This window comes from Pseudomonas sp. M1, assembly GCF_022760135.1.
Classification (GTDB): domain Bacteria; phylum Pseudomonadota; class Gammaproteobacteria; order Pseudomonadales; family Pseudomonadaceae; genus Pseudomonas; species Pseudomonas citronellolis.
Genome location: NZ_CP094343.1, coordinates 1,421,422 through 1,447,154, shown reverse-complemented (window position 1 = coordinate 1,447,154; position 25,733 = coordinate 1,421,422). Strand labels below are relative to the sequence as shown.

The window sequence follows — 25,733 nt, the reverse complement described above, 5'->3', positions numbered from 1 at the left end:
CTAACCCTCTCCCTGAAGGGAGAGGGGACCGTTCGGAGTGGACTGGTTTTACCGAGTTAGCCGGCAATCACGGTGGTTTCCGGCTGAAGCCATGCCTGTTCTCGGCACGGACTAGCCCCCTCTCCCTTCAGGGCGGGGCGCGCAGCCGAGGGCTGGGGAGAGGGAGCGGAGTCAATCCAAACACCGAAGCCCACCGGCAAGCGCTATTCGCGAGCAAGAACCAGGCGTCCCCCTCGCTCCTACGAAAAGCGCCTAGCCGCCCCTCGCTTCCTCCAGCGGAAAACTCACCCGCACCAGCAACCCACCCAACTCCCCATGGGCCAGCTCGATGCGCGCCCGGTGCGCCGCGCAGATCTCCCCGACGATCGCCAACCCCAGCCCGGTGCCCTCCTGGCGCTTGCGGTAGAAGCGGCCGAAGACCTTGTCGCGCTCCTCCGCCGGGATGCCCGGGCCGTCATCCTCGATCTCCAGCACGGCCGGCGACTCGACGCGGATCACCACGTTGCCGGCGGCATGGGCCAGGGCGTTGGCCACCAGGTTGTCGAGCAGTTCGTGGAGCAGCGTCGGATCGCCCTTGATCCACACCGGCCGCTCGGCCTCCAGGGCCAGGGCCACGCCGCGCGCATGGGCCAGCGGCGCCAGCACCATGCCCTGCTCGCGGGCCAGGGCGCCCAGTTCGATGACCTCGCCGCCGCCCTCGGCGATGGCCCGGGCGCCGCTTTCCACCCGCGCCAGGGACAGCAACTGGTTGGCCAGCCCGGTGACGCGGTCGGTGTACTGCACCGCTTCTTCCAGCGTCTCGCGCCAGCGCTGCGGCTCCTGCTCGCGCAGGCCCAGCTCCAGCCGCGCCTTGAGCGCCGCCAGCGGCGTGCGCAGTTCGTGGGAAGCTTCGGCGATGAACTGCGACTGGCGCTCGAACAGGCTGCGCAGGCGCACGGTGAAATGGTTCAGCGCCGCCACCAGCGGGCGCAGTTCGCGCTGCACCGCCACCGGCGGCAGGGGCCGCAGGTCGTCCGCCTGGCGCTCCTCCACCGCCGCGCGCAGGCGGTCGAGCGGGCGCAGGCCGGCGCTCACCGCGTACCAGACCATGACCAGCGCGGCCAGCGCCGACAGCGCCAGGTTGAGCAGGGTGTCGGTGAGCAGCTCGCGGGCCAGGCGCTCGCGCGCGCCGAGGGTCTCGGCCACGCGGATTTCCGCCATGCCGTTGACCGTCGGCTGGCTGACCGGCTGCAGCAGGCTGACCACGCGCACGCCCTGGCCCTGGTATTCGCTGTCGTAGAAGCGCGCCAGCGCCGGATAGTCGTCGGTGCGCGGCGTTCCCGGCGGCGGCGCCGGCAGGTTCTCGTAGCCGGAGATGGACTGCCCGCGGGTGTCGATCACCTGGTAGAAGATGCGCCCGGCGCTGTCGTAGGCGAAGCTGTCCAGGGCCACGTAGGGCACGTTGGCGCGCAGGCTGCCGTCGCTGTCGTAGAGGCCGTCGGCGATGTCCCGCGCCGAGGCCAGCAGGGTGCGGTCGTAGGCGATGTCCGAGGCGTGGCGGGCACGCTGGTAGGTGGCCAGGCTGCCCAGCAGGAGCAGCACCAGCAGCAACCCGCCCAGGCGCCACAGCAGGCGCCAGCGCAGGCTGCCGGAACCGGGCAGGGCCAGGCGCCGGAGCACCTCAGGCATCCACGGCCTCGAGCAGGTAGCCCAGGCCGCGGAAGGTGACGATGCGCACCGCGTCGCCTTCCAGCTTCTTGCGCAGGCGGTGCACGTAGATTTCGATGGCGTCGGCGCTGGCGTCCTGGTCCAGGCCGAACACCTGGGCGGCCAGTTGTTCCTTGCTCAGCACCCGCCCGGGGCGGGCGATCAGCGCTTCCAGCACGGCCTGCTCGCGGGAGGTCAGGGTCAGCGCCTCGCCGGCCAGGCTGAAGCGCCGCGCGCCCAGGTCGTAGACCAGCTCGCCGCAACGCTGCTGCTGTTCGCCGCCGAGCACGCTGCGCCGCAGCAGGGCCTTCACCCGCGCTTCCAGTTCGCTCAGCTCGAAGGGCTTGGCCAGGTAATCGTCGGCGCCGAGGTTGAGGCCGTGGACGCGGTCCTTGACCTCGCCGCGGGCGGTCAGCATCAGCACCGGCAGGGTCTTGCCGCGGCCGCGCAGGCGCGCCAGCACCTCGAAGCCGTCCAGGCGCGGCAGGCCGACGTCGAGAATGGCCAGGGCGTATTCCTCGCTGGCCAGGGCCAGGTCGGCGGCCACCCCGTCGCGCAGCAGGTCGACCGTCCAGCCCGCGCCCTTGAGCGCCTGCTGCACGCTGTCGCCCAGTTGCGGATGGTCTTCGACCAGAAGGATGCGCACGGCGGTATTCCTCGCTCGGATGTGGACAGGTGCACGCAGTTTACCCGCCCACGGGCGCCTGTGAACGGCTGAAAGCCTGGTGAAAGGCAGCGGCGCTAGGATCGCCCGTCAGACGACGCAGATCGTCCCAAAATCGGCTGGCGGCGTGGCGCCATCCACACAAGAACAAGAAATGGAGTCCACCGATGCTGACTGTCCAGCACCCGGCCCGTGGGGCCAATCCCGTCCTGTTCCGTGTTTTTCCCGCCGGTTTCGGCGCGGCCCTGGCCCTCGGCGGCCTGGCCGGGGAAGCCGAGGCTTCCGGCTTCATCGAAGACAGCAGCCTGAAGCTGCAGACGCAGAACATCTACTTCAACCGCGACTTCCGCGACGGCGCCGGCCAGTCCAAGCGCGAGGAGTGGGCGCAAGGTTTCATCCTCGACTTCCAGTCCGGCTACACCGACGGCACCGTCGGCGTCGGCCTCGACGCCCTGGGCATGCTCGGCCTCAAGCTCGATTCCAGCCCCGACCGCACCGGCAGCGGCCTGCTGCCCACCCACGACGACGGCCGCGCCGCGGACGAGTACAGCAAGCTCGGGCTGACCGCCAAGTTCAAGGTCTCGCAGACCGAACTCAAGCTCGGCAGCCTGATCCCCGACCTGCCCACCCTGCAGCCCAACGACAGCCGCCTGTTCCCGCAGATATTCGAGGGCGGCCTGCTGGAGTCCCGCGACCTGCCCGGCCTGACCTTCACCGGCGGGCGCCTGGAAAAGGCCATCGACCGCGACTCCACCGATGCCCAGGACCTGGCGCTGAACAACAAGAACAAGCGCTTCACCGGCAGCGTCGCCGGCGAGCACTACGACCTGGCCGGCGGCGACTACAAGTTCGACGACCACTTCACCGGCCGCTACCACTACGCCGAGCTGGACGAGGTGTATCGCCAGCACTTCATCGGCCTGCTCAGCAGCCACAAGCTGGGCGACGGCAAGCTGACCACCGACTGGCGCCTGGCGATCAGCGACGACGACGGCGCCGCCCGCGGCGGCAGGATCGACAACCGCGCCTTCAACGCCATGCTCGGCTACGCCATCGGCGCCAGCAAGTTCAGCGTCGGCTGGCAGCAGATGGACGGCGACAGCGCCTTCCCCTACATCGACGGCAGCAACCCCTACCTGGTGAACTTCGTCCAGGTCGGCGACTTCGCCGAGACCAGGGAACGCTCCTGGCAGCTGCGCCACGACTTCGACTTCGCCGTGTTCGGCCTGCCCGGCCTGACCCTGATGAACCGCTACCTCAAGGGCGACAACGCCGAGATCAACGGGCGCGCCGGCGAAGGCCGCGAGTGGGAACGCGACACCGACCTCAAGTACGTGGTGCAGAGCGGCCCGCTGAAGGACTTCGGCGTGCGCCTGCGCAACGCCACCTACCGTTCCAACTTCGCCCGCAACGCCGACGAAACCCGCGTCTACCTCACCTATTCCCTGGCGATCTGGTAAACAACAAGAAGAGGCCCCGATGATGACCAAGCTCCGCACCCTCCCCCTGCTTCTCGCCGCCGGCGCGCTGTTCACCGCCGCCGTCGCCCACGCCGAGCCCAAGCGCCCGGAATGCATCGCCCCGGCCGCCCCCGGCGGCGGTTTCGACCTGACCTGCAAGCTGGCGCAGAGCGCCCTGCTGGACGAGAAGCTGCTGAGCAGCCCGATGCGCGTCACCTACATGCCCGGCGGCGTCGGCGCGGTGGCCTACAACGCCGTGGTCGCCCAGCGCCCGGCCGACGGCAACAGCATCACCGCCTTCTCCAGCGGCTCGCTGCTGAACCTGGCCCAGGGCAAGTTCGGCCGCTACGACGAGAACGCGGTGAAGTGGCTGGCGGCCATCGGCACCAGCTACGGCGCCATCGCCGTGCGCAGCGACTCGCCCTACAAGAACCTCGCCGACCTGGTGGCCGCGCTCAAGGCCGACCCGGGCAAGGTGGTGATCGGCTCCGGCGGCACCGTCGGCAGCCAGGACTGGATGCAGACCGCGCTGATCGCCAAGGCCGCCGGCATCGATCCGAAGCGGCTGCGCTACGTCGCCCTGGAAGGCGGCGGCGAGATCGCCACGGCGCTGCTGGGCGGGCACATCCAGGTGGGCAGCACCGACATCTCCGACTCCATGCCGCACATCCGCGCCGGCAAGATGCGCCTGCTCGCGGTGTTCGCCGAGGAGCGCCTGCAAGACGAAGGCATGGCCGACATCCCCACCGCCAGGGAGCAGGGCTTCGACATCGTCTGGCCGGTGGTGCGCGGCTTCTACGTCGGGCCCAAGGTCAGCGACGAGGACTACCAGTTCTGGAAGGCCTCGTTCGACAAGCTGCTGGCCTCGGAGGACTTCGCCAAGCTGCGCGACCAGCGCGAGCTGTTCCCCTTCGCCATGACCGGGCCCGAGCTGGACAGCTACGTCAAGCAGCAGGTCGCCCGCTATCGGCAGATGGCCCATGACTTCGGCCTGATCCAGTAAGCCGCGAGGTTCCCGACATGCACGCCCCCCACTCGCTGCCGCAGCGGCTGTTCGCCGGTGCCTGGCTGCTGGCCTGCCTCGGCCTGGCCGCCGTGGCCTGGAACTACCAGGCGCCCTTCTCCTACGAACCGGTGGGCCCGCGCGCCTACCCGCTGCTGTGCCTGGCGCTGATGGCGATCGGCCTGGCCTGGCTGATCCTGCGGCCCACGCCGGTGCGCCATGACGACGAGCAGCCGCTGGAAGGCGCGCTGCTGCGCAAGGTGGTGGCGTGCATCGGCCTGCTGCTGGTCTACGCCGGGCTCTTCGAGCCGCTGGGCTTCATCCTCGCCAGCGCCCTGGTGGGCAGCTTCATTGCCCTGCTCTATGGCGGCAAGCCGGCCGTCAGCGTGCTCACCTGCACGCTGCTGAGCATCGGCCTGTACCTGCTCTTCGACCGCACCCTGGACGTCCCGCTGCCGCGGGGCGTGCTCGACTTCCTGCCCTTCTGAGGACACCGTCATGGATACCCTGAGCTATCTCGGGCAGGGCTTCGGCGTCGCCCTGAGCCCCTACAACCTCGTCACCGCGCTGATCGGCACGCTGATCGGCACCGTGGTCGGCCTGCTGCCGGGCCTGGGCCCGATCAACGGCGTGGCCCTGCTGATCCCGGTGGCCTTCGCCCTCGGCCTGCCGCCGGAGTCGGCGCTGATCCTGCTGGCCGCGGTGTACCTGGGCTGCGAATACGGCGGGCGGATCTCCTCGATCCTGCTGAACATCCCCGGCGAAGCCTCCACCGTGATGACCACCCTGGACGGCTACCCCATGGCGCGCAACGGCCTGGCCGGCGTGGCCCTGTCGCTGTCGGCCTGGAGCTCGTTCATCGGCGCCTTCATCGCCACCTGCGGCATGGTGCTGTTCGCCCCGCTGCTGGCGAAATGGGCGATCGCCTTCGGCCCGGCGGAATACTTCGTGCTGATGGTCTTCGCCATAGTCGCGCTCGGCGGCCTGGCCGGCGACCGGCCGCTGAAGACGCTGCTGGCGGCGCTGCTCGGGCTGTTCCTGTCCAGCGTGGGCATCGACGCCAACAGCGGCGTGTACCGCTTCACCTTCGAGAGCATCCACGTCGCCGACGGCATCCAGTTCGTGGTGCTGGTGCTGGGCCTGTTTTCGGTCAGCGAGATTCTCCTGCTGCTGGAGAAGACCCACCACGGGCACAAGGCCGTGGAAGCCAGCGGGCGCATGCTGTTCAACCTCAAGGAGGCGGCCTCGGTGTTCGTCGTCAACCTGCGCTGCGGCCTGCTCGGCTTCGTCATGGGCGTGCTGCCCGGCGCCGGCGCCACCCTGGCCAGCGCCGTGGCCTACATGACCGAGAAGCGCTACGCCGGCGCCAGCGGCAAGTTCGGCCAGGGCGACATGCGCGGCCTGGCCGCCCCGGAAACCGCCATCGGCGCTTCCGCCTGCGGCGCCCTGGTGCCCATGCTGACCCTCGGCGTGCCCGGCTCGGGCACCACCGCGGTGATGATCGGCGCGCTCAGCCTGTACAACATCACCCCCGGCCCGCTGCTGTTCCAGGAGCAGCCGACCATCGTCTGGGGCCTGATCGCCTCGCTGTTCATCGCCAACCTGATGCTGATCATCCTCAACGTGCCGATGGTGCGGGTGTTCACCCGCATCCTCTCGGTGCCGAACTGGGCGCTGGTGCCGGGCATCGCGATCATCACCGCCATCGGCGTGTACGCCGTGCATGCCACCACCTTCGACCTGTTCCTGATGGTCGGCATCGGCATCCTCGGCTACATCCTGCGCAAGCTCGACTTCCCGCTCTCGCCGCTGCTGCTGGGCTTCATCCTCGGCGGGCTGATGGAGCAGAACCTGCGCCGCGCGCTGTCGATCTCCAACGGCGAGCTGAGCATCCTCTGGTCCAGCCCCATCGCCATCGGCACCTGGGCCCTGGTGGCGGCGATGCTCGGCCTGCCGCTGTACCGCGCCTGGCGCCGCCGCCTGGCCCGGCGCAACGCGGCGCTGGCCGGCGCCTGAGAAAGACCAACCACGCTCGCCGCGTTCTCTCCTGCGGCGATTTCAGACCCGCCTTGCGCGGGTCTCTTTTTGCCTGGGGTGGGCGCGGGTAAAACCCTGCGAGCTCAGCGTGGCGCCAGGTGTACCACCATCAACTGCACGCTCTCGTTGCCGCGGTATTCGTTGACGTCCAGCTTGTAGGCCACTTCCGCCCAGCGCACCGTCGGGTTCGGCCAGACCTCGCGGTCGACGTTGAAGGCGATGCCGTCCAGCTGCAGCGAGCCGCACTCGGTCTTGAGCACCAGCTTCAGGTGGCGCTCGCCGACGATGCGTTGCTGGACGATCTGGAACACCCCGTGGAACAGCGGCTCGGGGAAGTGCTGGCCCCAGGGGCCGGCCTGGCGCAGGGCGCGGGCCAGTTCCAGGTGGAATTCGGTCAGGCTCAGCTGGCCGTCGGAGAGGATGCGCCCGGTGAGGTCGTCCTCGCTGAGCTGGCGGCGCACCTCAGCATCGAAGGCTGCGGCGAAGGCGCCGAAATGCCCTTGCGGCAGCGACAGCCCGGCGGCCATGGCATGCCCGCCGAACTTGCTGATCAGCCCCGGATGGCGCGCAGCCACGGCATCCAGCGCATCGCGGATGTGCAGGCCCGGCACCGAGCGCGCCGAGCCCTTGAGGCTGCCGTCGCCGGCGTCGGCGAAGGCGATGGTCGGGCGGTGGTAGCGCTCCTTCAGGCGCGAGGCGAGGATGCCGATCACGCCCTGGTGCCAGTCCGGGTCGAACAGGCACAGGCCGAAGGGCATTTCCTCCATCGGCAGTTCCTTGAGTTGGGCCAGGGCCTCGCGCTGCATGCCCTGCTCGATGGCCTTGCGGTCCTGGTTGAGCTGGTCGAGCTGCACCGCCATGTCGCGGGCCAGGGCCTCGTCCTCGCAGAGCAGGCACTCGATGCCCAGGGACATGTCGTCCAGGCGCCCGGCGGCGTTCAGCCGCGGGCCGAGGATGAAGCCCAGGTCGGTGGAGGTGATGCGCCGGGCGTCACGCCCGGCCACTTCCAGCAGCGCGCGCAGGCCCGAGCGGGCGCGGCCGGCGCGGATGCGCGCCAGGCCCTGGTGCACCAGGATGCGGTTGTTGGCGTCCAGCGGCACCACGTCGGCGACGCTGCCCAGGGCCACCAGGTCGAGCAGTTCGGCCAGGTTAGGCTCCGGCGTGCCGCTGCGGGCGAACCAGTCCAGCTCGCGCAGGCGCGCGCGCAGGGCGAGCATCACGTAGAAGATCACGCCGACCCCAGCCATCGCCTTGCTGGGGAATTCGCAGCCCGGCTGGTTAGGGTTGACGATGGCGTCCGCCGCCGGCAGCTCAGGGCCCGGCAGGTGGTGGTCGGTGACCAGCACGCGCAGCCCGGCGGCCTTGGCCGCGGCCACGCCGTCGATGCTGGAGATGCCGTTGTCCACGGTGACCAGCAGCTCCGGGCGTTTCTCCAGGGCGACCGCGACTATCTCCGGGGTCAGCCCGTAGCCGTATTCGAAGCGGTTCGGCACCAGGTAGTCGACCCAGGCCGCGCCGAGCAGGCGCAGGGCCAGCACGCCGACGCTGCTGGCGGTGGCGCCGTCGGCGTCGAAGTCACCGACGTAGAGGATGCGCTGGCGCTTCTCCAGGGCGTCGACCAGCAGCTCGACGGCGGCGTCGATGCCCTTGAGCTGGCGGTACGGGATCAGCCGCGCCAGGCCCTTGTCCAGCTCCTCGGCGGACTTCACGCCGCGGGCGGCGTAGAGGCGGGTCAGCAGTGGCGGCAGGTCGCCGAGGTCGGGCAGGGTTTCCGGCAACGGGCGGGGGTCGATGCGCATCAGAGCTTTCCAATCCTTCCATTTCAGCCTGACCTTGCGCCTTGCGAGCTAGAGCACGGCTAGGCGAAAACAGGCACGGGCGCGGAGTTTACCGAGTGTAAATGAGTAAGCCCGGGCCTGTTTCGACACAGCCGGGCCGAAGCGCAGCTAGCGCAACTCAGCGTTCGCCCATCAGCCATTCGAGTTGCAGTTCGTGCTGGCCGTTTTCGTCGGTAACGAAGATCGTCCCCTCGCTGATCATCACGGTCCAGTTGATCGAGCGCGGCAGGTCGCGGGCCAGCTCCTCCAGCGGTTCCTGGGGCACGGCGGCGACATTCAGGTTCTTCAGGTGGCGCACGCCGTCGAGGACCTTGGTGGTCCATACGCGCAGGTTGCCGTAGGCCAGCAGCGAGAGCTTCTCGCAGCGCCGCGAGCACCACACCAGGCGCTCGCTGTCCGGCTGGCCGACCTCGATCCAGTGCAGGATGCGATCGTCCAGGCTCTTCTCCCACAGCGACGGTTCCTCGACGTCCGACAGGCCGCGGCCGAAGGCCAGTTGCTCGTTGTACCAGAGCACGAAGGCGATCAGGCGGACCGCCAGGCGCTCCTCGGTTTCCGAGGGGTGGCGGGCGACGGTGAAGCGCAGCGTCTCGTAGACGCCGCGGTCCAGGTCGGTGAGGCTGATGTCGGCCTTGTAGGGGGTGGCGGAGAGGGCCATGGTCTATCCCAGCGATGCGAAGGCGGCAAGTCTACCCCGATTGCGCCGGCCCTGCCGCCCCCGTCGCGCTCAGCGGTGGCCGCGGCCCTCGCGCCCCGGCCCGGGGGCCGACAGCTCGATGCGGTTGCGGCCCTTGGCCTTGGCCAGGTACAGCGCCTGGTCGGCCAGCGACAGCAGGCGCGCCAGCTCGTAGCCGCCCTCCTCGCTGGTGGCCACGCCGATGCTGACGCTGAGCAGGCCATCCGCGACGAACGGCACCTCGGCGAACTCCCGGCGGATGCGTTCGGCCACCTGGCAGGCGGCTTCGGTGCCGGCGCCGATCAGCAGGCAGGCGAACTCCTCGCCGCCGATGCGCCCGAACACGTCCTGGCGGCGCATGCGCGAGGCGGTGATGCGGCTGAATTCCTGCAGGGCGCGGTCGCCCACCGGGTGGCCGTAGGCGTCGTTGAGGCGCTTGAAGTTGTCCAGGTCGCAGACCAGCAGCGCCACCGGCTCGCCACGCTCGGCGCACAGGCGCAGCAGGCGCTCGCCGGAATCCATGAAGGCGCGGCGGTTGCCGATGCCGGTCAGGGGGTCGCTCAGGGCCGCCGAACGGAACTTCAGCTCGGCGCGGTCCTTGACCATGGTCAGGGTGGTGAAGGCCAGGCCGACGGCGACCATCATGGTCTCGAACACCAGCAGGGTGAACAGGGTGGTGTAGGTGCCGGCAGGCACCACCGGCACCTCGCCGCGGTCGACGAAGATGCGCAGGGTGTAGAAGCCGGCGTGGAACAGCAACAGGGCCAGGGTCGGCCGCAGCGGCACTTCCAGGCGCTGGCGGCTGCGCCACAGCTCGGCGGCGGCGAGCAGGCAGTAGACCACGGTCAGCGCCGAGTGGACCTGGATGCGCAAGACCATCGACTGCAGGAAGACCGGCCACAGGCACAGCAGCAGCCAGAGCACGGCCCCCGCGGCCACGCCGGGCCAGTAGGGCGCGCGCCCGGCGAACACCCGCATGCTGGTCCACAGCAGCGCGCAGGAAAGCGCCACCACCATGTTGCCGGCGACGATGGCCAGCGTCTCCAGGCCGAAGCTGCGCAGGGCGATGAGGAAGGTGGACAGCGCCCCGAGCAGGAGCATGGCGGCCATGTAGCCGAGGGTCGGCTCGCGGCGCCCGCCGTACCAGGCGAAGAACATCAGCACGCCGACCAGGGCGAGGATGTACAGGTCCACCAGCAGCAGGGTGGGCAGGCTCAGCGACATGCGCCCTCCTTCGGCATCCCGTGCGCAGGCGACGTAGGGTCGACGGAAGGAGAAAGATCAACGGCGCCCATGAGCGGATACCCGGCCGGCCTGAAAAGGGTGTGGGAATGCTCCCTACTCTACGCGTCCGGCGTCGATCGCGGAACGCCTTCACAACCGATCGGTCAGCTTTGCCCGTGCCGCCGCACCGGCCATGGCTTGCGGCGGGCCGGCGACGGCCCTAGAGTCGCCCCACTGCCCGACTGACGGAAACCTTCGATGAACGCCACCGCCAAACCCCTCGCCGGCCTCAAGGTCGTGGAACTCGGCACCCTGATCGCCGGCCCCTTCGCCGCGCGCCTGTGCGCGGAGTTCGGCGCCGACGTGACCAAGATCGAGTCGCCCGACGGCGGCGACCCGCTGCGCAAGTGGCGCAAGCTCTACGAGGGCACCTCGCTGTGGTGGTTCGTGCAGGCGCGCAACAAGCGCTCGCTGACCCTCAACCTCAAGCAGGAAGCCGGCCGCGAGGTGCTGAAGAAGCTGCTGGCCGAGGCCGACATCCTCATCGAGAACTTCCGCCCCGGCGTGCTGGAGAAGCTCGGCCTGGGCTGGGACGTGCTCCACGCGCTGAACCCCAGGCTGGTGATGGTGCGCCTGTCCGGCTTCGGCCAGAGCGGCCCCTACAAGGACCAGCCGGGCTTCGGCGCGGTGGGCGAGTCCATGGGCGGGCTGCGCTACATCACCGGCTTCGAGGACCGCCCGCCGGTGCGCACCGGCATCTCCATCGGCGACTCCATCGCCGCCCTGTGGGGCGTCATAGGCGCGCTCATGGCGCTGCGCCACCGCGAGGTCAACGGCGGCCAGGGCCAGGTGGTGGACGTGGCGCTGTACGAGGCGGTGTTCGCCATGATGGAGTCCATGGTCCCGGAGTTCGACGTGTTCGGCTTCATCCGCGAGCGCAGCGGCAACATCATGCCCGGCATCACCCCGTCCTCGGTGCACACCACGGCCGACGGCAAGCACGTGCAGATCGCCGCCAACGGCGACGCCATCTTCCGCCGCTTCATGCTCGCCATCGGCCGCCAGGACCTGGCCGACGACCCGCAACTGGCCGGCAACGACGGCCGCGACGCGCGGCGCGACGAGCTGTACGGGGTGATCGACCGCTGGGCCCGCTCGCTGCCGCTGGAAGAGGTGCTGAAGGTGCTGAACGAGGCCGAGGTGCCGGCCAGCCGCATCTATTCCGCCGAGGACATGTTCGCCGATCCGCAGTTCCTCGCCCGCGAGATGTTCCTCTCGGCGAAGCTGCCGGACGGCAAGCCCTTCAAGATGCCCGGCATAGTGCCCAAGCTCTCGGAAACCCCCGGCTCGGCCGAATGGATAGGCCCAAAGCTGGGCGAGCACAACGACTCGATCCTGGCGGAACTGGGCTACGACGCAGAACAGATCGCGGCGTTGCGGCGGGATGGGGCGGTCTGATAGCAGTGAGCACACTGCTCTTGTAGGAGCGAGCTTGCTCGCGAACTGGAGTCACCGGTGACTTCGACGCCATGGCTTGGCTCCGTCCCCTCTCCCTAACCCTCGGCTGCGCGCCCCGCCCTGAAGGGAGAAGGGACCGTTGGGCAGATGCTGATGTTTCGGCGTTAGCCGGCTAGCACGGAAATTACCGGCTGAAACCATTCCTCCTCTCGGCACGGACAAGCCCCCTCTCCCTTCAGGGAGAGGGTTGGGGAGAGGGTGCTCTTCAGGTCAAGCGCCGAGATTGCCGGCGAAGCCCCATTCGCGAGCAAGCCCACTCCTACGAAAAGAACGGAACCACCCGACTGATCCGCACTGGAAAATCCACTACCTGATCCTTTCGGCGCCCATTCCGGGCGCCCCGCAGAGGAGAAGGCTCCATGGAGATGAACCAGCACTGCCTGGACACGCTGCGCAAGCTGGCCCAGGGCATCGACCCGCGCAGCGGCCTGCCGCTTCCCGAGCAGGATGCCTGCCAGGCGCCGGAGGTGATCCGCGCCCTGTTCCAGGCCATCCAGGCCCTCGAAGCCCAGGGCAAGGTGCGCCCGCCGCCGGAGCAGGCCGGCAAGCCCTGGAGCGAGGAAGAGGAACAGGCCCTGCTGCGGCGCTTCGACGAGGGCGAGCCGATCACCGCCATCGCCCGCGCCCATGGCCGCACCACCGGGGCCATCCGCGCCCGCCTGGTGCAGTGCGGGCGCCTGTAGAAACACGAATGCCGCCGTCCCGGGCCGGGACGGCGGCATTCGCGATGGAACCGGCGGGCTCAGGTGTCGTAGCTGAGCACCTGGGCGGCGCGCTGGCGCAGTGCCAGGATGACGTCGTTGCAGATCCGCCCCTCCTGGACCGCCAGGTCGCGGCTGATGGCTTCCAGCGCCTCCTGGCAATTGCGCTCGTCGGCCAGTTGTTCGCCACTGAGGACGCGACGCAGGACGACCTCGCCTTCGGAAGTGCTCAGGCTCAGCACCCGGCCACCGTCCGGACGCGCGGGTCCGAGATCGTGGGCGTACTGGCTGAAGATGGCTGCGAGCAGGGGCTCGAGTCGGTCCATGGGGTTCTCCTGGGATACAACGGATACGTCAGCAAAAGACCTCTATCTGAAGGAAAAAGTTCAATAACCTCAGATATTTGCCCCGCAAACGAAAAAGCCCGCCAAGGTGGCGGGCTCTTCCTGCGGCCGGTTTAGAGCGGCTTGCCGCGGTTGCCGTGGGCGCTGACGAAAGCCTGGACCTTGGCCAGTTCGTTGGGCAGCACGGTGCAGCGTTCCTCGCGCTGGAACAGGTCGGCCAGGTGCGCCGGCAGCGCCGGGGCCGCCTCGATGCCGGCCTTCTCCACCGCTTCCGGGAACTTCACCGGGTGTGCGGTGCCCAGGGTGACCATGGGGATGGCCAGGCTGCGGCGGCATTCGCGGGCGGCGTGCACGCCGATGGCGGTGTGCGGGTCCAGCAGTTCGCCGCACTCGGCGTAGACCTCGGCGATGGTCTGGCAGGTCTGCTCGTCGTCCACTGCCAGCGAATCGAACAGGCGGCGCGCCTCGGTCCAGCGGTCATCCTCGACGGACAGCTTGCCGGTGGCCTTGAAGCCGTCCATCAGCTCGGCGATGGCCTTGCCGTTGCGGCCGTGCAGGTCGAACAGCAGGCGCTCGAAGTTGGACGAGACCATGATGTCCATGGACGGCGACAGCGATGCGTGCAGGGTGTCCTTGTCGTAACGGTTGCCGGACATGAAGCGGTGCAGGATGTCGTTGCGGTTGGTCGCCACGATCAGTTGGCTGACCGGCAGGCCCATGTTGCGCGCCAGGTAGCCGGCGAAGATGTCGCCGAAGTTGCCGGTGGGCACCGAGAAGGCCACCGAACGGGCCGGCGCGCCGAGCTGGATGGCGGCATGGAAGTAGTAGACGATCTGGGCCATGATCCGCGCCCAGTTGATCGAGTTGACCGCCACCAGGCGGGTGCCTTTCAGGAAGCCCTGGTCGGCGAAGCTGGCCTTGACCATCTCCTGGCAGTCGTCGAAGTTGCCTTCGATGGCGATGTTGTGGATGTTTTCGCCGAGGATGGTCGTCATCTGCCGGCGCTGCACCTCGGACACACGGTTGTGCGGGTGCATGATGAAGATGTCGACGTTCTCGCAGGCCTTGCAGCCTTCGATGGCCGCCGAGCCGGTGTCGCCGGAGGTGGCGCCCATGATCACCACGCGCTCGCCGCGCTTGGTCAGCACGTGGTCGAGCAGGCGGCCGAGCAGTTGCAGGGCGAAGTCCTTGAAGGCCAGGGTCGGGCCGTGGAACAGCTCCAGCACCCACTCGTTGCCGTTCAGCTGGCGCAGCGGCGCCACGGCGTTGTGGGCGAAGACGCCGTAGGTCTCTTCGAGGATCTTCTTGAAGTCGGCGTCCGAGATGCTGCCGGCGACGAACGGGCGCATCACCCGGAAGGCCAGCTCGTGGTACGGCAGGCCGGCCCAGGAAGCGATCTCCTCGACGGTGAAGCGCGGCAGGTTTTCCGGCACGTACAGGCCGCCGTCGCTGGCCAGGCCAGCCAGCAGCACGTCTTCGAAATTCAGCGCGGGCGCCTGGCCGCGGGTACTGATGTAGCGCATGTTAGAAACCTTTCTTGAAAACCGATAAAAGCGCTGGAGGCTTGAGGCTGGACGTAGAAGCCTTCTCGTCCAGCCTTCAGCCTATAGCCTTACGCGAGCTGCTCTACACGAATGCGTACGACATTGCCGACCACGTCATCCAGCGCTTCCAGCGCGGCGATGGCTTCGATGATGCGGGACTCGAGCACGCGGTGGGTAACCAGGATCATCGGCACCAGACCGTCATGCTCTTCGACTTCCATCTGCATAATCGATTCGATGTTGATGCCGCGCTCGGAGAGGATGGTCGCCACCTGGGCCAGTACGCCCGGGTGGTCCTTGGCCTGGATGCGCAGGTAGTAGGCGCTTTCGCAGGCTTCGATCGGCAGGATCGGGTGGTCGGAGAGCGAGTCCGGCTGGAAGGCCAGGTGCGGCACGCGGTTCTCCGGGTCGGTGGTGAGCACGCGGACCACGTCGACCAGGTCGGCGACCACCGAGGATGCTGTGGGCTCCATGCCGGCGCCGGCGCCGTAGAACAGCGTGGAACCGGCGGCATCGCCGTTGACCATGACCGCGTTCATCACGCCGTTCACATTGGCGATCAGGCGGTCGGCCGGGATCAGCGTCGGGTGCACGCGCAGCTCGATGCCGGCGTCGGTGCGGCGGGCCACGCCCAGGTGCTTGATGCGGTAGCCCAGGGCCTCGGCGTAGTTCACGTCGGCGGTGGTCAGCTTGGTGATGCCCTCGGTGTAGGCCTTGTCGAACTGCAGCGGGATGCCGAAGGCGATGGACGCCAGGATGGTCAGCTTGTGCGCGGCGTCGATGCCCTCGACGTCGAAGGTCGGGTCCGCTTCGGCGTAGCCCAGCGCCTGGGCTTCCTTGAGCACGTCGGCGAAGGCGCGGCCTTTCTCGCGCATCTCGGTGAGGATGAAGTTGCCGGTGCCGTTGATGATGCCGGCCAGCCAGTTGATGCGGTTGGCCGCCAGGCCCTCGCGGATCGCCTTAATCACCGGGATGCCGCCGGCCACCGCGGCCTCGAAGGCGACGATCACGCCCTTCTCGCGGGCCTTGGCGAAGATCTCGTTGCCGTGCACGGCGATCAGCGCCTTGTTCGCGGTGACCACGTGCTTGCCGTTCTCGATGGCCTTGAGCACCAGCTCGTGGGCCAGGGTGTAGCCACCGATCAGCTCGATGACCACGTCGATTTCCGGGTTGTTCGCCACGTCGAAAATGTCGGCAGTGATGGGGGTGCTGCCGGTTTCGCATTTCGGATTGGGACGACGGGCGGCAATCTGCGCAACCTCGATACCACGCCCGGCGCGGCGGGCAATCTCCTCGGCGTTGCGTTTGAGTACATTGAAGGTACCGCCACCGACGGTCCCCAACCCACAGATTCCCACTTTCACCGGTTTCACGCTGAAACTCCCCATCATCGCGGCAAACGGGGTACGTCCCGGCCCGCGGCGCATGTGCGGCGAGGGCGGGGACGTACCGTACGAAGGCCGGGCGAACGCCCGGCCTCATGGTTAAAGGAACCGCACATTACGAAGCGGCTCCCTATTAGTCAAATCAGGCGCAGGGCCCGATTCACTTGGTGTCCAGCACCAGCTTGGCGATTTCGCCGGCGCTCTGGTAACCCGGCAGCATCTGGCCGCTTTCGAGGATGATCGCCGGGGTGCCCTGCACGCCGACCATCTGGCCCAGCTGGAACTGCTTGTCCACCGGGTTGGGGCACTGCGCGGCCTTGATTTCCTTGCCGTGGAACATCTCGGTCATGGCCGCCGCGCGGTCCTTGGAGCACCACACCGCCTGCAGTTGCTGGTCACCCGGGGACTTCGGCCCCTGGCGCGGGAAGGCCAGGTAGCGCACCTCGATGCCGCGCTTGTTCAGCTCCGGCACCTCGGCGTGCAGCTTCTGGCAGTAGGGGCAGGTGGTGTCGGTGAACACGGTGATGTGCGCCTTGGCCTTGCCCTGGGCGGGGAACACCACCATGTCGCTGGCCGGCAGCGCATTGATGGTCTTGGCCACGCCGGCCGCCTCGGCGACCTCGGTGATGTTGGTGGCCGCGCCGTCCTTCACCTGGTAGATGTTGCCCTGCACCACGAAGTTGCCGTCGACGCTGGCGTAGAGCACCCGGCCGCCCTTGAGCTGGACCTGGTACAGGCCCTGCACGGGGCTGGCGCTGATGGTTTCGATGGGCAGGTCGGGCTGCAGCGACTGCAGGGTCTTGCGGATGGTCTGGTCGGGCTCGGCGGCCAGGACGAGGGTGCTGGCGAGGCCCAGGGCCGCGGCAGCCAGGAAACGGGACAGACGCATGGAAAACTCCTGTGGATGAACCTCGCAGCCTACCACAGCAGAGCCTGCGGACCGAACCGCGAGCTTGTAGCACGAGGCTTCAGGGCGCGCCGTTGGTCGATCAGGTCAAGCGGCGGATAACCGCGAACGGTTATTCGCCCTACACCAGACAGGCCTATCTTGCCGGCTGCGCCGAGGCGCGCCTCAACGGATGGGTTGAGCCTTGGCGAAACCCATGCGGTCGTGGTGATGGGTATCGCTTCGCTCAACCCATCCTACGGGGGTGTCCGGCCCATCGCGGACGGAGTCCGCTCCTACGCTCAACCGCGCGGGTGGTGCTGGGCGTGCAGCTCCTGCAAGCGCGCGCGGGCGATGTGGGTGTAGATCTGCGTGGTCGAGAGGTCGCTGTGGCCCAGCAGCATCTGCACCACGCGCAGGTCGGCGCCATGGTTGAGCAGGTGGGTGGCGAAGGCGTGGCGCAGGGTGTGCGGCGACAGCGACTTGCCGATGCCGGCGACCTTGGCGTGGTGCTTGATACGGTGCCAGAAGGTCTGGCGGGTCATCTGCTCGCCGCGCAGGCTGGGGAAGAGCACGTCGCTGGGGCGGCCGCCGAGCAGGTCGTCGCGGGCGTTGCGCAGGTAGCGTTCGAGCCAGACGATGGCTTCCTCGCCCAGCGGCACCAGGCGCTCCTTGCTGCCCTTGCCGAACACCCGCACCACGCCCTGGCGCAGGTTGAGCTGCTCCAGTGTCAGGCCGACCAGCTCGCTGACGCGCAGGCCGCAGGCGTAGAGCACCTCCAGCATGGCGCGGTCGCGCAGGCCCAGCGGGTCCTCGGTCTCCGGCGCGGCCAGCAGTGCTTCCACGTCAGCCTCGGACAGCGACTTGGGCAACGGCTTGCCCAGTTGCGGCAGTTCCACCTGCAGGGTCGGGTCCTCGGCGATGAGCCCCTCGCGCAGGCAGTAGCGGTAGAAACCGCGCACGCCGGAGAGGAAGCGCGCGGTGGAGCGGGCCTTGTAGCCCTGGGCCAGGCGCCAGGCCAGGTGGTCGAGGATCGCCTCGCGGCCGGCGCGCTCCAGGCTCACGCCCTGCTCCCCCAGCCAGCCGTTGAACAGCGCCAGGTCGCTGCCGTAGGCCAGGCGGGTGTTGTCGGCAAGGCCCTTTTCCAGCCAGAGGGCGTCGAGGAAGCGGTCGATCAGCGGGTGCGCAACGGGATTCACGGCGGTTTTCGGATTCTAAAGCGGACGGGGCGCGGCTAGTCTTCCACAGGCGGGCCGTTCGCGGCCAGCCATCCCCTCGTCAAGGAATCCTCCGCATGGATGAAACCCGAGTTCTGCTTTCCCTCGGCGGCATCGGCGCCGGCGCCCTGCTCTGCCAGTGGCTGGCCTGGCGCCTGCGCCTGCCGGCGATCCTCTTCCTGCTGCTGTCCGGCATCCTCGCCGGGCCCCTGCTCGGCCTGCTCGACCCGCAGGCGCTGTTCGGCCCGCTGCTGTTCCCCCTGGTCTCGCTGTCGGTGGCGCTGATCCTCTTCGAAGGCAGCCTCACCCTGCACTTCAGCGAGTGGCGCGAGATCGGCAAGGTGGTGCAGCGCATGGTCACCTGGGGCGCGCTGCTGACCTGGGGCGTGATCGCCCTGGCGGTGCACTGGCTGCTGGACTTCAGCTGGGAGATGGCGCTGCTGTTCGGCACCCTCACCCTGGTCACCGGCCCCACGGTGATAGTGCCGATGCTGCGGGTGGTGCGGCCGAAGGCGGCCATCGCCAACATCCTGCGCTGGGAGGGCATCGTCATCGACCCCATAGGCGCGCTGCTGGCGGTGGTGGTCTACAGCTTCATCGCCGCCAGCGACACCGGCAGCGGCTGGCGCCACAGCCTTGGCGCCTTCGCCGGGGTGATCGCCTGCGGCAGCGCCTTCGGCATCCTCGGCGGCCTGGCCCTGGGCCAGGTGCTGCGCCGCCAGTGGCTGCCGGACTACCTGCACAACCTGGCCGCGCTGTCGGCGGTGCTGGGCATCTTCATCGGCGCCAACCTCACGGTGCACGAGTCCGGCCTGCTGGCGGTGACGCTGATGGGCATGTGCCTGGCCAACATGAAGGGCGTGGACGTGCGGCAGATCCTGCACTTCAAGGAAAACCTCAGCGTGTTGCTGATCTCCGGCCTGTTCATCGTCCTCGCCGCGCGCCTGGACCTGTCCGCCCTGCTCGGCCTGGGCCCGGCGGCGCTGCTGGTGCTGGCGCTGATCCAGTTCGTCGCCCGCCCGCTGAACGTGCTGGTGAGCAGCGCCGGCTCGTCGCTGAACTGGCGCGAGCGGGCGCTGCTGGCCTGGATAGCACCGCGCGGGATAGTCGCGGCGGCGGTCTCGGCGATCTTCGCCATCCGTCTGCAGGAGGCCGGCCACGAGCAGGCCCAGTTGCTGGTGCCGCTGACCTTCCTGGTGATCATCGGCACCGTGGTCCTGCAGAGCGCCACCGCGCGGCCCCTGGCGCGCCTGCTGAAAGTGGCGGAGCCGGCGCCCAGCGGCTTCCTCATCGTCGGCGCCAACCCGGTGGCGCGAGCCATCGGCACGGCGCTGAAGAACGCCGGCAGCCGCGTGCTGCTCACCGACTCCAGCTGGGAGAACATCCGCGCCGCGCGCATGGACAACCTGCCCACCTACTTCGGCAACCCCACCTCGCAGCATGCCGAGGCGCACCTGGACCTGGTCGGCCTCGGCCACCTGCTGGCCCTGTCGCCCTCCGGCGAGCTGAATACCCTGGCCTGCATGCGCTTCCGCCACGAGTTCGGCGCGCGCCTCTTCAGCCTGACCAGCGGCCAGGAGAGCCGGCGCACCGACAAGCACCGCGCCAGCGACCAGCACCGCGGGCACAACCTGAGCCCGCGCGAGCTGAGCTACCCGCAGTTCGCCGGCCTGCTGTCCCGCGGCGCCGAAGTGCGCAGCACCCTGCTCAGCGAGAGCTTCGGCTGGGAGCAGTACCAGGCGCTGTACGGCAACGCCGCCACTCTGCTGTTCGCCCGCGATCCGTCGGGCTGGATGCACGTGGCCAGCAGCACCCGGCCGCTGAACCCCGCGGAAGGCTGGCTGGTGATAGCGCTGATCGAGGAAGGCGCCCACGCGGCCGGCAAGGAGGACGACCGGCAGTCGGAATGAGCCGGGATCGGCTGGCGAATCGTCCGTCAGCCTATCCTAAGATGGGTGACAGGGCGGAGTGCCGGAGGCAATGATTGCACCACGCCATCATTCTTTCAGCTCCACGGTCCACAACCATGCCCAACACCCAGAATTCCCGCCTCGGCCAGATTCTCGTCAGCAAGGGCCTGATCAGCGCCGCCCAACTGGACCAGGCGATCCAACTGCAATTGCGCAACGGCCTGCGCCTGGGGGAAACCCTGATCGCCCAGGGCTGGGTCAGCGAACGCCAGGTCAAGCGGGCGCTGAAGAAGCAGAACAACCTGCGCCTGGCCGCCACCCTGGTGGCGGCCCTGCTCGGGCCCTTCCAGTTGGCCAGCGCGGACATCCAGCGCCAACAGGCCCCGGCGATCAGCCAGAGCCACCAGCAGCGCGGGCTGAAGCCGCTGAGCGACAGCGAGATGAGCGGCATCAATGCCCAGGGCTTCGACGAAACCCTGCAGAGCCTGTTCGTCAGTGCCGAGGCCGGTGACGGCGTGGGCACCATGAAGCAACTGGCGCGCCTGGTGCTGCCGGTGGTGGACAGCCTGCAGGCCGAGACCTCGATGAAGGACGTGGTCTACGACACCGAGCACATGGCCTCCAGCCTCAACCCCGACGGCTCGATCAGCCTGCGCCTGCCCAGCTCCATCGGCGAGATGCGCTTCGACAACATCCGCGTCGCCGGCGCCCCGCAGAGCCAGAGCATGGGCAGCCTGAGCCTGCAGGACATCGACCTGTCCCAGGCCTCGCTGCACGTCAGCATGCGGCCCTGAGGAAGCCGGGAAGCCCGCTCCTACCGTACCGGCAGGCACGGCTCTTCGTAGGAGCGAGCTTGCTCGCGAACCGCATGGCACCGTGTTTGTTCGCGAGCAAGAACCAGGCGTCCCCCTCGATCCTACGAAGAGCACCTACGCCGTCGTTCTCGGCAGCGGCATTTCGGGCCAACGGCGGATAACCGCGAACGGTTATGCGCCCTACGGTTCCGGAGGCACAGTTGTAGGAGCGCGCCCTGCGCGCGAAATCGCGGGCAGGGCCCGCTCCTACAGGCGTCCCCGGCAAATCCCAGGCATGAAAAAAGCAGCCCGAGGGCTGCTTTTTTCCGGATCGACTGGGAGTCGTGGACTCAGACCAGTTTTTCCTTGATGCGCGCTGCCTTGCCGGACAGTTCGCGGAGGTAGTACAGCTTGGCCTTGCGCACGTCGCCGCGGCGCTTGACGCTGACGCTGTCGACCAGCGGGCTGTAGGTCTGGAAGGTACGCTCCACGCCTACGCCGTTGGAGATCTTGCGAACGGTGAACGCGCTGTTCAGGCCGCGGTTACGCTTGCCGATCACGACGCCTTCGAAGGCCTGCAGACGCTGACGGTCGCCTTCCTTCACTTTCACCTGGACGATTACGGTGTCGCCGGGGGCGAACGCCGGAATCTCTTTGTTCATCTGTTCAGCTTCGATCTGCTGAATGATCTTGTTGGTCATCTCAGTGCTCCTAAGACAAGCGCTTGGCGCTCGCCATCGATACGTTAACTATCGTCCCGCTGGCGGATGTATTCCTCCAGCAGCTTCTTCTCTTCTCCAGAAAGCGAGCGGCAATCCAGAAGATCGGCACGTCGTTCCCAGGTCCTTCCAAGGGACTGCTGCAAACGCCAGCGCCGGATGTGTTCGTGGTTGCCGCTTAGCAGCACCTCGGGAACACGTTTGTCTGCGTACACCTCGGGTCGGGTGTAGTGCGGACAGTCGAGCAGGCCGTCGGTGAACGAGTCCTCCTCGGCGGAGTCCACGTGGCCCAATGCACCGGGCAACAACCGTGTGACCGCGTCGATCAGCACCATGGCCGGAAGCTCACCCCCGGACAGGACATAATCGCCAATCGACCATTCCTCATCCACGTGCTCTTCGATGAAGCGCTCGTCGATGCCTTCGTAACGCCCGGCTATGAGGATCAACCGCTCCTCGTTCGCCAGTTCCTTCACGGCCGCCTGCGTCAGTTTGCGGCCCTGCGGCGACAGGTAGATCACCTTCGCCGGTCCGCCTGCGGCTTGCCGGGCATCGCCCAGTGCGCCTTCCAGCGGCTTGATCTTCATCACCATGCCCGGACCACCGCCGAAGGGCCGGTCGTCCACCGTCTGGTGACGGTCATCAGTGTTGTTGCGTGGGTTGAAACACTCGAGCCGGATCAGCTCCTGTTTCACCGCACGGCTGGTGATGCCGTAGTCACTGATGGCGCGGAACATCTCCGGAAAGATGCTGATGACTCCGATCCACATGGGTTGAAACTCCTACCCTGCGGGTCAGAAATCCGCGTCCCAGTCCACCCTGATCTCGCCAGCCGCCAGGTCTACCGATTGCACGCATTGCTCCGTATAGGGCAACAGGCGCTCGCGGTCATCCAGGCTGCCCGCACAGGGCTTGACCACCATCACGTCGTTGGCGCCGGTCTCCAGCATGTGGTCGAGTATCCCGAACAGTTGCCCGTTCGTGTCGATCACCTTGAGACCTTCCAACTGGCTCCAGTAGAACTCGCCGTCGTCCAGCTCCGGGAGCTCGCTGCGCGGTACCAGGATCTCGAAATCCGCATAGGTGCGGGCGACTTCGCGATCGTCCAGTCCCTTCAGCTTCGCCACCAGGACATTGCCCTGCACGCGGCCACTGACCAGTTCAGCCTGTCGAACCTCGGTGCCACGCTTGAGCGTCCAGCGCCGGTAGTCCAGCAGGTTGTCCAACGGGTCGGTAAAGGAATACACCTTCACCTCGCCACGAATGCCATGCACGGAAACTATCTTGCCGAGTACGATCATTTCCTCGGCGGCAGGCATCGTGTTCATCGACTTCAGGCAGCCTTGGCGGCGTCCTTGAGCAGTTGAGCGACGCGCTCGGACGGTTGAGCGCCTTGGCTCAGCCAGTAGTTGACGCGCTCCTGGTTGACCGAGAGCTTGACTTCGGCGCCAGTGGCGACGGGGTTGAAGAAGCCGACGCGCTCGACGAAACGGCCGTCACGAGCGTTGCGGCTGTTGGTCACGGTCAGGTGATAGAACGGGCGCTTCTTGGAGCCGCCACGAGCCAGACGAATGGTTACCATGCGTACGTTGTTCCTATGGTTTGCTTGCAAAAAAGAAATGCAGCCCTCGGGCAAGGAGCCCGAAAGGCCGCATATTCTATGAGCTAAAGCCCCGCGCCGCAAGCCGCAGCACGTCGGCCCGCCAGCCAGGCGGGCCTGCGGGTCACATCTTCGGCATGCCGCCGGGGAACATGCTCCCCATGCCGCGCATCATCTTGGCCATGCCGCCCTTGGCGGTGACCTTCTTCATCATCTTCTGCATCTGCTTGTGCTGCTTGATGAGGCGGCCGACGTCCTGCACCTGGGTGCCCGAACCCATGGCGATGCGGCGCTTGCGCGAGCCGCTGATCACTTCCGGGTCGCGACGCTCGGCGGGGGTCATGGAGTTGATGATCGCCTCCATCTGCTTGAACTGCTTCTCCGCCGCGCCCTGGGCGTTGCCCATCTGCGCCAGGTTGACGCCGCCGAGCATCGGCAGCTTGTCCATCAGGCTGCCCAGGCCGCCCATGTTCTTCATCTGCTGCAGCTGGTCGCGGAAGTCTTCGAGGTCGAAGCCCTTGCCCTTCTTGATCTTCTTCGCGAGCTTCTCGGCCTTCTCGCGGTCCATGTTCTGCTCGGCCTGCTCGATCAGGCTGAGCACGTCGCCCATGCCGAGGATGCGCGAGGCCACGCGGTCCGGGTGGAAGGGGTCGAGCGCTTCGCTCTTCTCGCCCATGCCGAGGAACTTGATCGGCTTGCCGGTGATGGCGCGCACCGACAGCGCGGCGCCGCCGCGGGCGTCGCCGTCGACCTTGGTCAGCACCACGCCGGTCAGCGGCAGGGCGTCGTTGAAGGCCTTGGCGGTGTTGGCGGCGTCCTGGCCGGTCATGGCGTCGACCACGAACAGGGTTTCCACCGGCTGGATCGCCGCGTGGACCTGCTTGATCTCGTCCATCATCTGGCTGTCGACGTGCAGGCGACCGGCGGTATCCACGATCACCACGTCGATGAACTTCAGCTTCGCCTCGCGGATCGCCGCCTCGGCGATGGCCACCGGCTTCTGGCTGGTGTCCGAGGGGAAGAAGGTCACGCCGATGTCGTTGGCCAGGGTTTCCAGCTGCTTGATCGCCGCCGGGCGGTAGACGTCCGCCGAAACCACCAGCACGGACTTCTTCTTGCGCTCCTTGAGGAAGCGCGCCAGCTTGCCGGCGGTGGTGGTCTTGCCCGCGCCCTGCAGGCCGGCCATGAGGATGACCGCCGGCGGCGCGGCGTTGAGCGCCAGGTCCTCGTTGGCCGCGCCCATCAGCTCGACCAGCTCGGCCTGCACGATCTTCACGAAGGCCTGGCCCGGGGTCAGGCTCTTGGACACCTCGGTGCCGACCGCGCGCTCCTTGATGCGGTTGACGAAGTCCTTGACCACCGGCAGGGCCACGTCGGCCTCGAGCAGGGCCATCCGCACTTCGCGGAGCGTATCCTTGATGTTGTCCTCGGTCAGCTTGGCTTTGCCGGTGACCTGGCGCAGCGTTTGCGAGAGGCGGTCTGTAAGGTTTTCGAACATGCGCGTTCCTATCGGGCCGGGAGCGGCCGGGGTGGGCGTGGCAGCAAGCGCGGGATTATAACCAACTGCGAAGGCCACAGACACCGCCGATGATCCCGCCGCAGCGAGAAAGCGAAGCGTTCCCGGCTGCTTTCTAGGCATGGGCGTTCTGTGCCAAACTCGGCACCTTTCGAAGGATTCGCCCAAGACGCTATGCACCCTCTGCTGCCCAGCCTGCTCGCCGCCCTCCTCTACCTGGGCGCCACGGCCTACCACGGTGTCTGCCTGGCGCGCCGCGCCGCGCCGAACAAACCCCTGCTGCTGGTGCTCGGCCTGGCCGCGCTGGTCGCCCAGTGCCTGGGCCTGACCCCGCAACTGCTGACCGACGCCGGGCTGGTGCTGGACTTCTTCAACGCCGCCAACCTGATCGCCGCGGCGGTGATCGCCCTGACCCTGCTGGCCTGCCTGCGCATCCCGGTGGAGAACCTGCTGCTGTTCCTCTTCCCGCTGGGCATGCTGACCGCCGCGCTGTCGGTGCTGGTGCCCCACGGCACCCTGGAGCCGATCAACGAGCAGCCGGGCATCCTCGCGCACATCCTGCTCTCGGTGCTGGCCTACGGCCTGCTCACCATCGCGGTGTTCCAGGCCCTGCTGCTGCTGGTGCAGGACCATCGCCTGAAGCACAAGCACCCGGCCGGGCTGATCCGCAACTTCCCGCCGCTGCAGACCATGGAAAGCCTGCTGTTCGGCTTCCTCTGGGGCGGCTGGGTGCTGCTCTCGCTGTCGCTGGTGTCCGGCTGGCTGTTCCTCGACAACCTGTTCACCCAGCACCTGGCGCACAAGACCATCCTCTCCTGCTTCGCCTGGGTGGTCTTCGCCGTGCTGCTGTGGGGCCGCCACCAGCTCGGCTGGCGCGGGCACAAGGCGATCCGCTGGACCCTGGCCGGCTTCTGCCTGTTGATGCTGGCCTACTTCGGCAGCAAGCTGGTCAAGGAATTCATCCTGCACATCTGAGCCCGGCGGCGCCTGGGCGCCACGGAACGCTGAGGG

General features: G+C 67.9%; 24 protein-coding genes. 9 read left to right on the top strand and 15 right to left on the bottom strand.

The window, feature by feature from the left end:
• Nucleotides 1–252: 252 nt before the first annotated feature.
• Both PM1_RS06445 and PM1_RS06440 read right to left on the bottom strand, forming a co-directional pair.
• On the bottom strand, nucleotides 253–1,668 hold the full coding sequence (locus tag PM1_RS06445) for a sensor histidine kinase (RefSeq protein ID WP_009616398.1): 1,416 nt from the start codon (nucleotides 1,666–1,668) through the stop codon (nucleotides 253–255).
• Complete coding sequence (locus PM1_RS06440) at nucleotides 1,661–2,332, bottom strand: response regulator (protein ID WP_009616396.1); 672 nt, start codon at nucleotides 2,330–2,332, stop codon at nucleotides 1,661–1,663. The genes PM1_RS06445 and PM1_RS06440 overlap by 8 nt, the downstream gene beginning before the upstream one ends.
• Nucleotides 2,333–2,517: 185 nt before the next feature.
• On the opposite strand from PM1_RS06440, the gene PM1_RS06435 reads away from it, so the two are divergent.
• The 4 genes from PM1_RS06435 to PM1_RS06420 are packed head-to-tail and all read left to right on the top strand — an operon-like array spanning nucleotide 2,518 to nucleotide 6,829.
• Nucleotides 2,518–3,810 carry an OprD family porin gene (locus PM1_RS06435; protein ID WP_009616395.1) on the top strand — a complete coding sequence of 431 codons (1,293 nt, stop codon included), beginning with the start codon at nucleotides 2,518–2,520 and terminating at the stop codon, nucleotides 3,808–3,810.
• Nucleotides 3,811–3,829: 19 nt separating this feature from the next.
• Nucleotides 3,830–4,813, top strand: a complete 984-nt coding sequence (locus tag PM1_RS06430) for a Bug family tripartite tricarboxylate transporter substrate binding protein (RefSeq protein ID WP_009616393.1) — start codon at nucleotides 3,830–3,832, stop codon at nucleotides 4,811–4,813.
• Between the two features lie 17 nt (nucleotides 4,814–4,830).
• Nucleotides 4,831–5,301: a tripartite tricarboxylate transporter TctB family protein gene (locus PM1_RS06425; RefSeq protein ID WP_009616391.1), complete on the top strand. Its 471-nt coding sequence runs from the start codon at nucleotides 4,831–4,833 to the stop codon at nucleotides 5,299–5,301.
• Nucleotides 5,302–5,311: 10 nt separating this feature from the next.
• Complete coding sequence (locus PM1_RS06420) at nucleotides 5,312–6,829, top strand: tripartite tricarboxylate transporter permease (RefSeq protein ID WP_009616389.1); 1,518 nt, start codon at nucleotides 5,312–5,314, stop codon at nucleotides 6,827–6,829.
• A 104-nt stretch (nucleotides 6,830–6,933) separates the two neighbouring features.
• Here the strand turns inward: PM1_RS06420 and recJ are convergent, their stop codons facing one another.
• The 3 genes from recJ to PM1_RS06405 all read right to left on the bottom strand — a co-directional run bounded on the left by recJ (nucleotide 6,934) and on the right by PM1_RS06405 (nucleotide 10,588).
• Nucleotides 6,934–8,649: a single-stranded-DNA-specific exonuclease RecJ gene (gene recJ, locus PM1_RS06415; protein ID WP_009616387.1), complete on the bottom strand. Its 1,716-nt coding sequence runs from the start codon at nucleotides 8,647–8,649 to the stop codon at nucleotides 6,934–6,936.
• A 157-nt stretch (nucleotides 8,650–8,806) separates the two neighbouring features.
• A complete protein-coding gene (locus tag PM1_RS06410; protein ID WP_009616386.1) occupies nucleotides 8,807–9,346 on the bottom strand; it encodes a YaeQ family protein in 540 nt (179 codons plus the stop codon).
• 69 nt (nucleotides 9,347–9,415) lie between these two features.
• Entirely contained in the window at nucleotides 9,416–10,588 is a 1,173-nt protein-coding gene (locus PM1_RS06405) for a GGDEF domain-containing protein (RefSeq protein ID WP_009616385.1), read from the bottom strand.
• Nucleotides 10,589–10,846: 258 nt separating this feature from the next.
• Between PM1_RS06405 and PM1_RS06400 the strand changes: the two genes are divergently transcribed.
• The gene (locus PM1_RS06400) at nucleotides 10,847–12,046 is read left to right on the top strand and encodes a CaiB/BaiF CoA transferase family protein (RefSeq protein WP_009616384.1); all 1,200 of its coding nucleotides are present in this window, start codon (nucleotides 10,847–10,849) and stop codon (nucleotides 12,044–12,046) included.
• 419 nt (nucleotides 12,047–12,465) lie between these two features.
• Nucleotides 12,466–12,789, top strand: a complete 324-nt coding sequence (locus tag PM1_RS06395) for a hypothetical protein (RefSeq protein WP_009616383.1) — start codon at nucleotides 12,466–12,468, stop codon at nucleotides 12,787–12,789.
• A gap of 59 nt (nucleotides 12,790–12,848) precedes the next feature.
• Here PM1_RS06395 and PM1_RS06390 read toward each other — a convergent pair whose 3' ends face one another.
• The 5 genes from PM1_RS06390 to xerD all read right to left on the bottom strand — a co-directional run bounded on the left by PM1_RS06390 (nucleotide 12,849) and on the right by xerD (nucleotide 18,165).
• Entirely contained in the window at nucleotides 12,849–13,133 is a 285-nt protein-coding gene (locus PM1_RS06390) for a DUF3509 domain-containing protein (protein WP_009616381.1), read from the bottom strand.
• 131 nt (nucleotides 13,134–13,264) lie between these two features.
• Complete coding sequence (gene thrC, locus PM1_RS06385) at nucleotides 13,265–14,674, bottom strand: threonine synthase (protein ID WP_009616379.1); 1,410 nt, start codon at nucleotides 14,672–14,674, stop codon at nucleotides 13,265–13,267.
• A gap of 89 nt (nucleotides 14,675–14,763) precedes the next feature.
• A complete protein-coding gene (locus tag PM1_RS06380; protein WP_024128495.1) occupies nucleotides 14,764–16,068 on the bottom strand; it encodes a homoserine dehydrogenase in 1,305 nt (434 codons plus the stop codon).
• Between the two features lie 172 nt (nucleotides 16,069–16,240).
• Complete coding sequence (locus tag PM1_RS06375; protein ID WP_009616374.1) at nucleotides 16,241–16,969, bottom strand: DsbC family protein; 729 nt, start codon at nucleotides 16,967–16,969, stop codon at nucleotides 16,241–16,243.
• A 299-nt stretch (nucleotides 16,970–17,268) separates the two neighbouring features.
• Entirely contained in the window at nucleotides 17,269–18,165 is an 897-nt protein-coding gene (xerD, locus tag PM1_RS06370; protein ID WP_009616372.1) for a site-specific tyrosine recombinase XerD, read from the bottom strand.
• A 95-nt stretch (nucleotides 18,166–18,260) separates the two neighbouring features.
• Here xerD and PM1_RS06365 point away from each other — a divergent pair, with 95 nt between their 5' ends.
• Nucleotides 18,261–20,093: a cation:proton antiporter gene (locus PM1_RS06365; protein WP_009616370.1), complete on the top strand. Its 1,833-nt coding sequence runs from the start codon at nucleotides 18,261–18,263 to the stop codon at nucleotides 20,091–20,093.
• Nucleotides 20,094–20,209: 116 nt separating this feature from the next.
• The gene (locus tag PM1_RS06360) at nucleotides 20,210–20,887 is read left to right on the top strand and encodes a hypothetical protein (protein ID WP_009616368.1); all 678 of its coding nucleotides are present in this window, start codon (nucleotides 20,210–20,212) and stop codon (nucleotides 20,885–20,887) included.
• A gap of 350 nt (nucleotides 20,888–21,237) precedes the next feature.
• Here the strand turns inward: PM1_RS06360 and rplS are convergent, their stop codons facing one another.
• The 5 genes from rplS to ffh all read right to left on the bottom strand — a co-directional run bounded on the left by rplS (nucleotide 21,238) and on the right by ffh (nucleotide 24,704).
• Nucleotides 21,238–21,588 carry a 50S ribosomal protein L19 gene (rplS, locus tag PM1_RS06355; protein WP_009616363.1) on the bottom strand — a complete coding sequence of 117 codons (351 nt, stop codon included), beginning with the start codon at nucleotides 21,586–21,588 and terminating at the stop codon, nucleotides 21,238–21,240.
• Between the two features lie 44 nt (nucleotides 21,589–21,632).
• Nucleotides 21,633–22,376, bottom strand: a complete 744-nt coding sequence (gene trmD, locus PM1_RS06350; RefSeq protein WP_009616361.1) for a tRNA (guanosine(37)-N1)-methyltransferase TrmD — start codon at nucleotides 22,374–22,376, stop codon at nucleotides 21,633–21,635.
• Between the two features lie 24 nt (nucleotides 22,377–22,400).
• On the bottom strand, nucleotides 22,401–22,934 hold the full coding sequence (gene rimM / locus PM1_RS06345) for a ribosome maturation factor RimM (protein WP_009616348.1): 534 nt from the start codon (nucleotides 22,932–22,934) through the stop codon (nucleotides 22,401–22,403).
• A 5-nt stretch (nucleotides 22,935–22,939) separates the two neighbouring features.
• Nucleotides 22,940–23,188 (bottom strand): 30S ribosomal protein S16, encoded by a 249-nt coding sequence (gene rpsP, locus PM1_RS06340; protein WP_009616346.1) that lies wholly within the window; start codon nucleotides 23,186–23,188, stop codon nucleotides 22,940–22,942.
• A 142-nt stretch (nucleotides 23,189–23,330) separates the two neighbouring features.
• Entirely contained in the window at nucleotides 23,331–24,704 is a 1,374-nt protein-coding gene (gene ffh, locus PM1_RS06335) for a signal recognition particle protein (protein ID WP_009616344.1), read from the bottom strand.
• Nucleotides 24,705–24,896: 192 nt separating this feature from the next.
• Here ffh and PM1_RS06330 point away from each other — a divergent pair, with 192 nt between their 5' ends.
• The gene (locus PM1_RS06330; RefSeq protein WP_009616342.1) at nucleotides 24,897–25,697 is read left to right on the top strand and encodes a cytochrome C assembly family protein; all 801 of its coding nucleotides are present in this window, start codon (nucleotides 24,897–24,899) and stop codon (nucleotides 25,695–25,697) included.
• The last annotated feature ends 36 nt before the right edge of the window (nucleotides 25,698–25,733 follow it).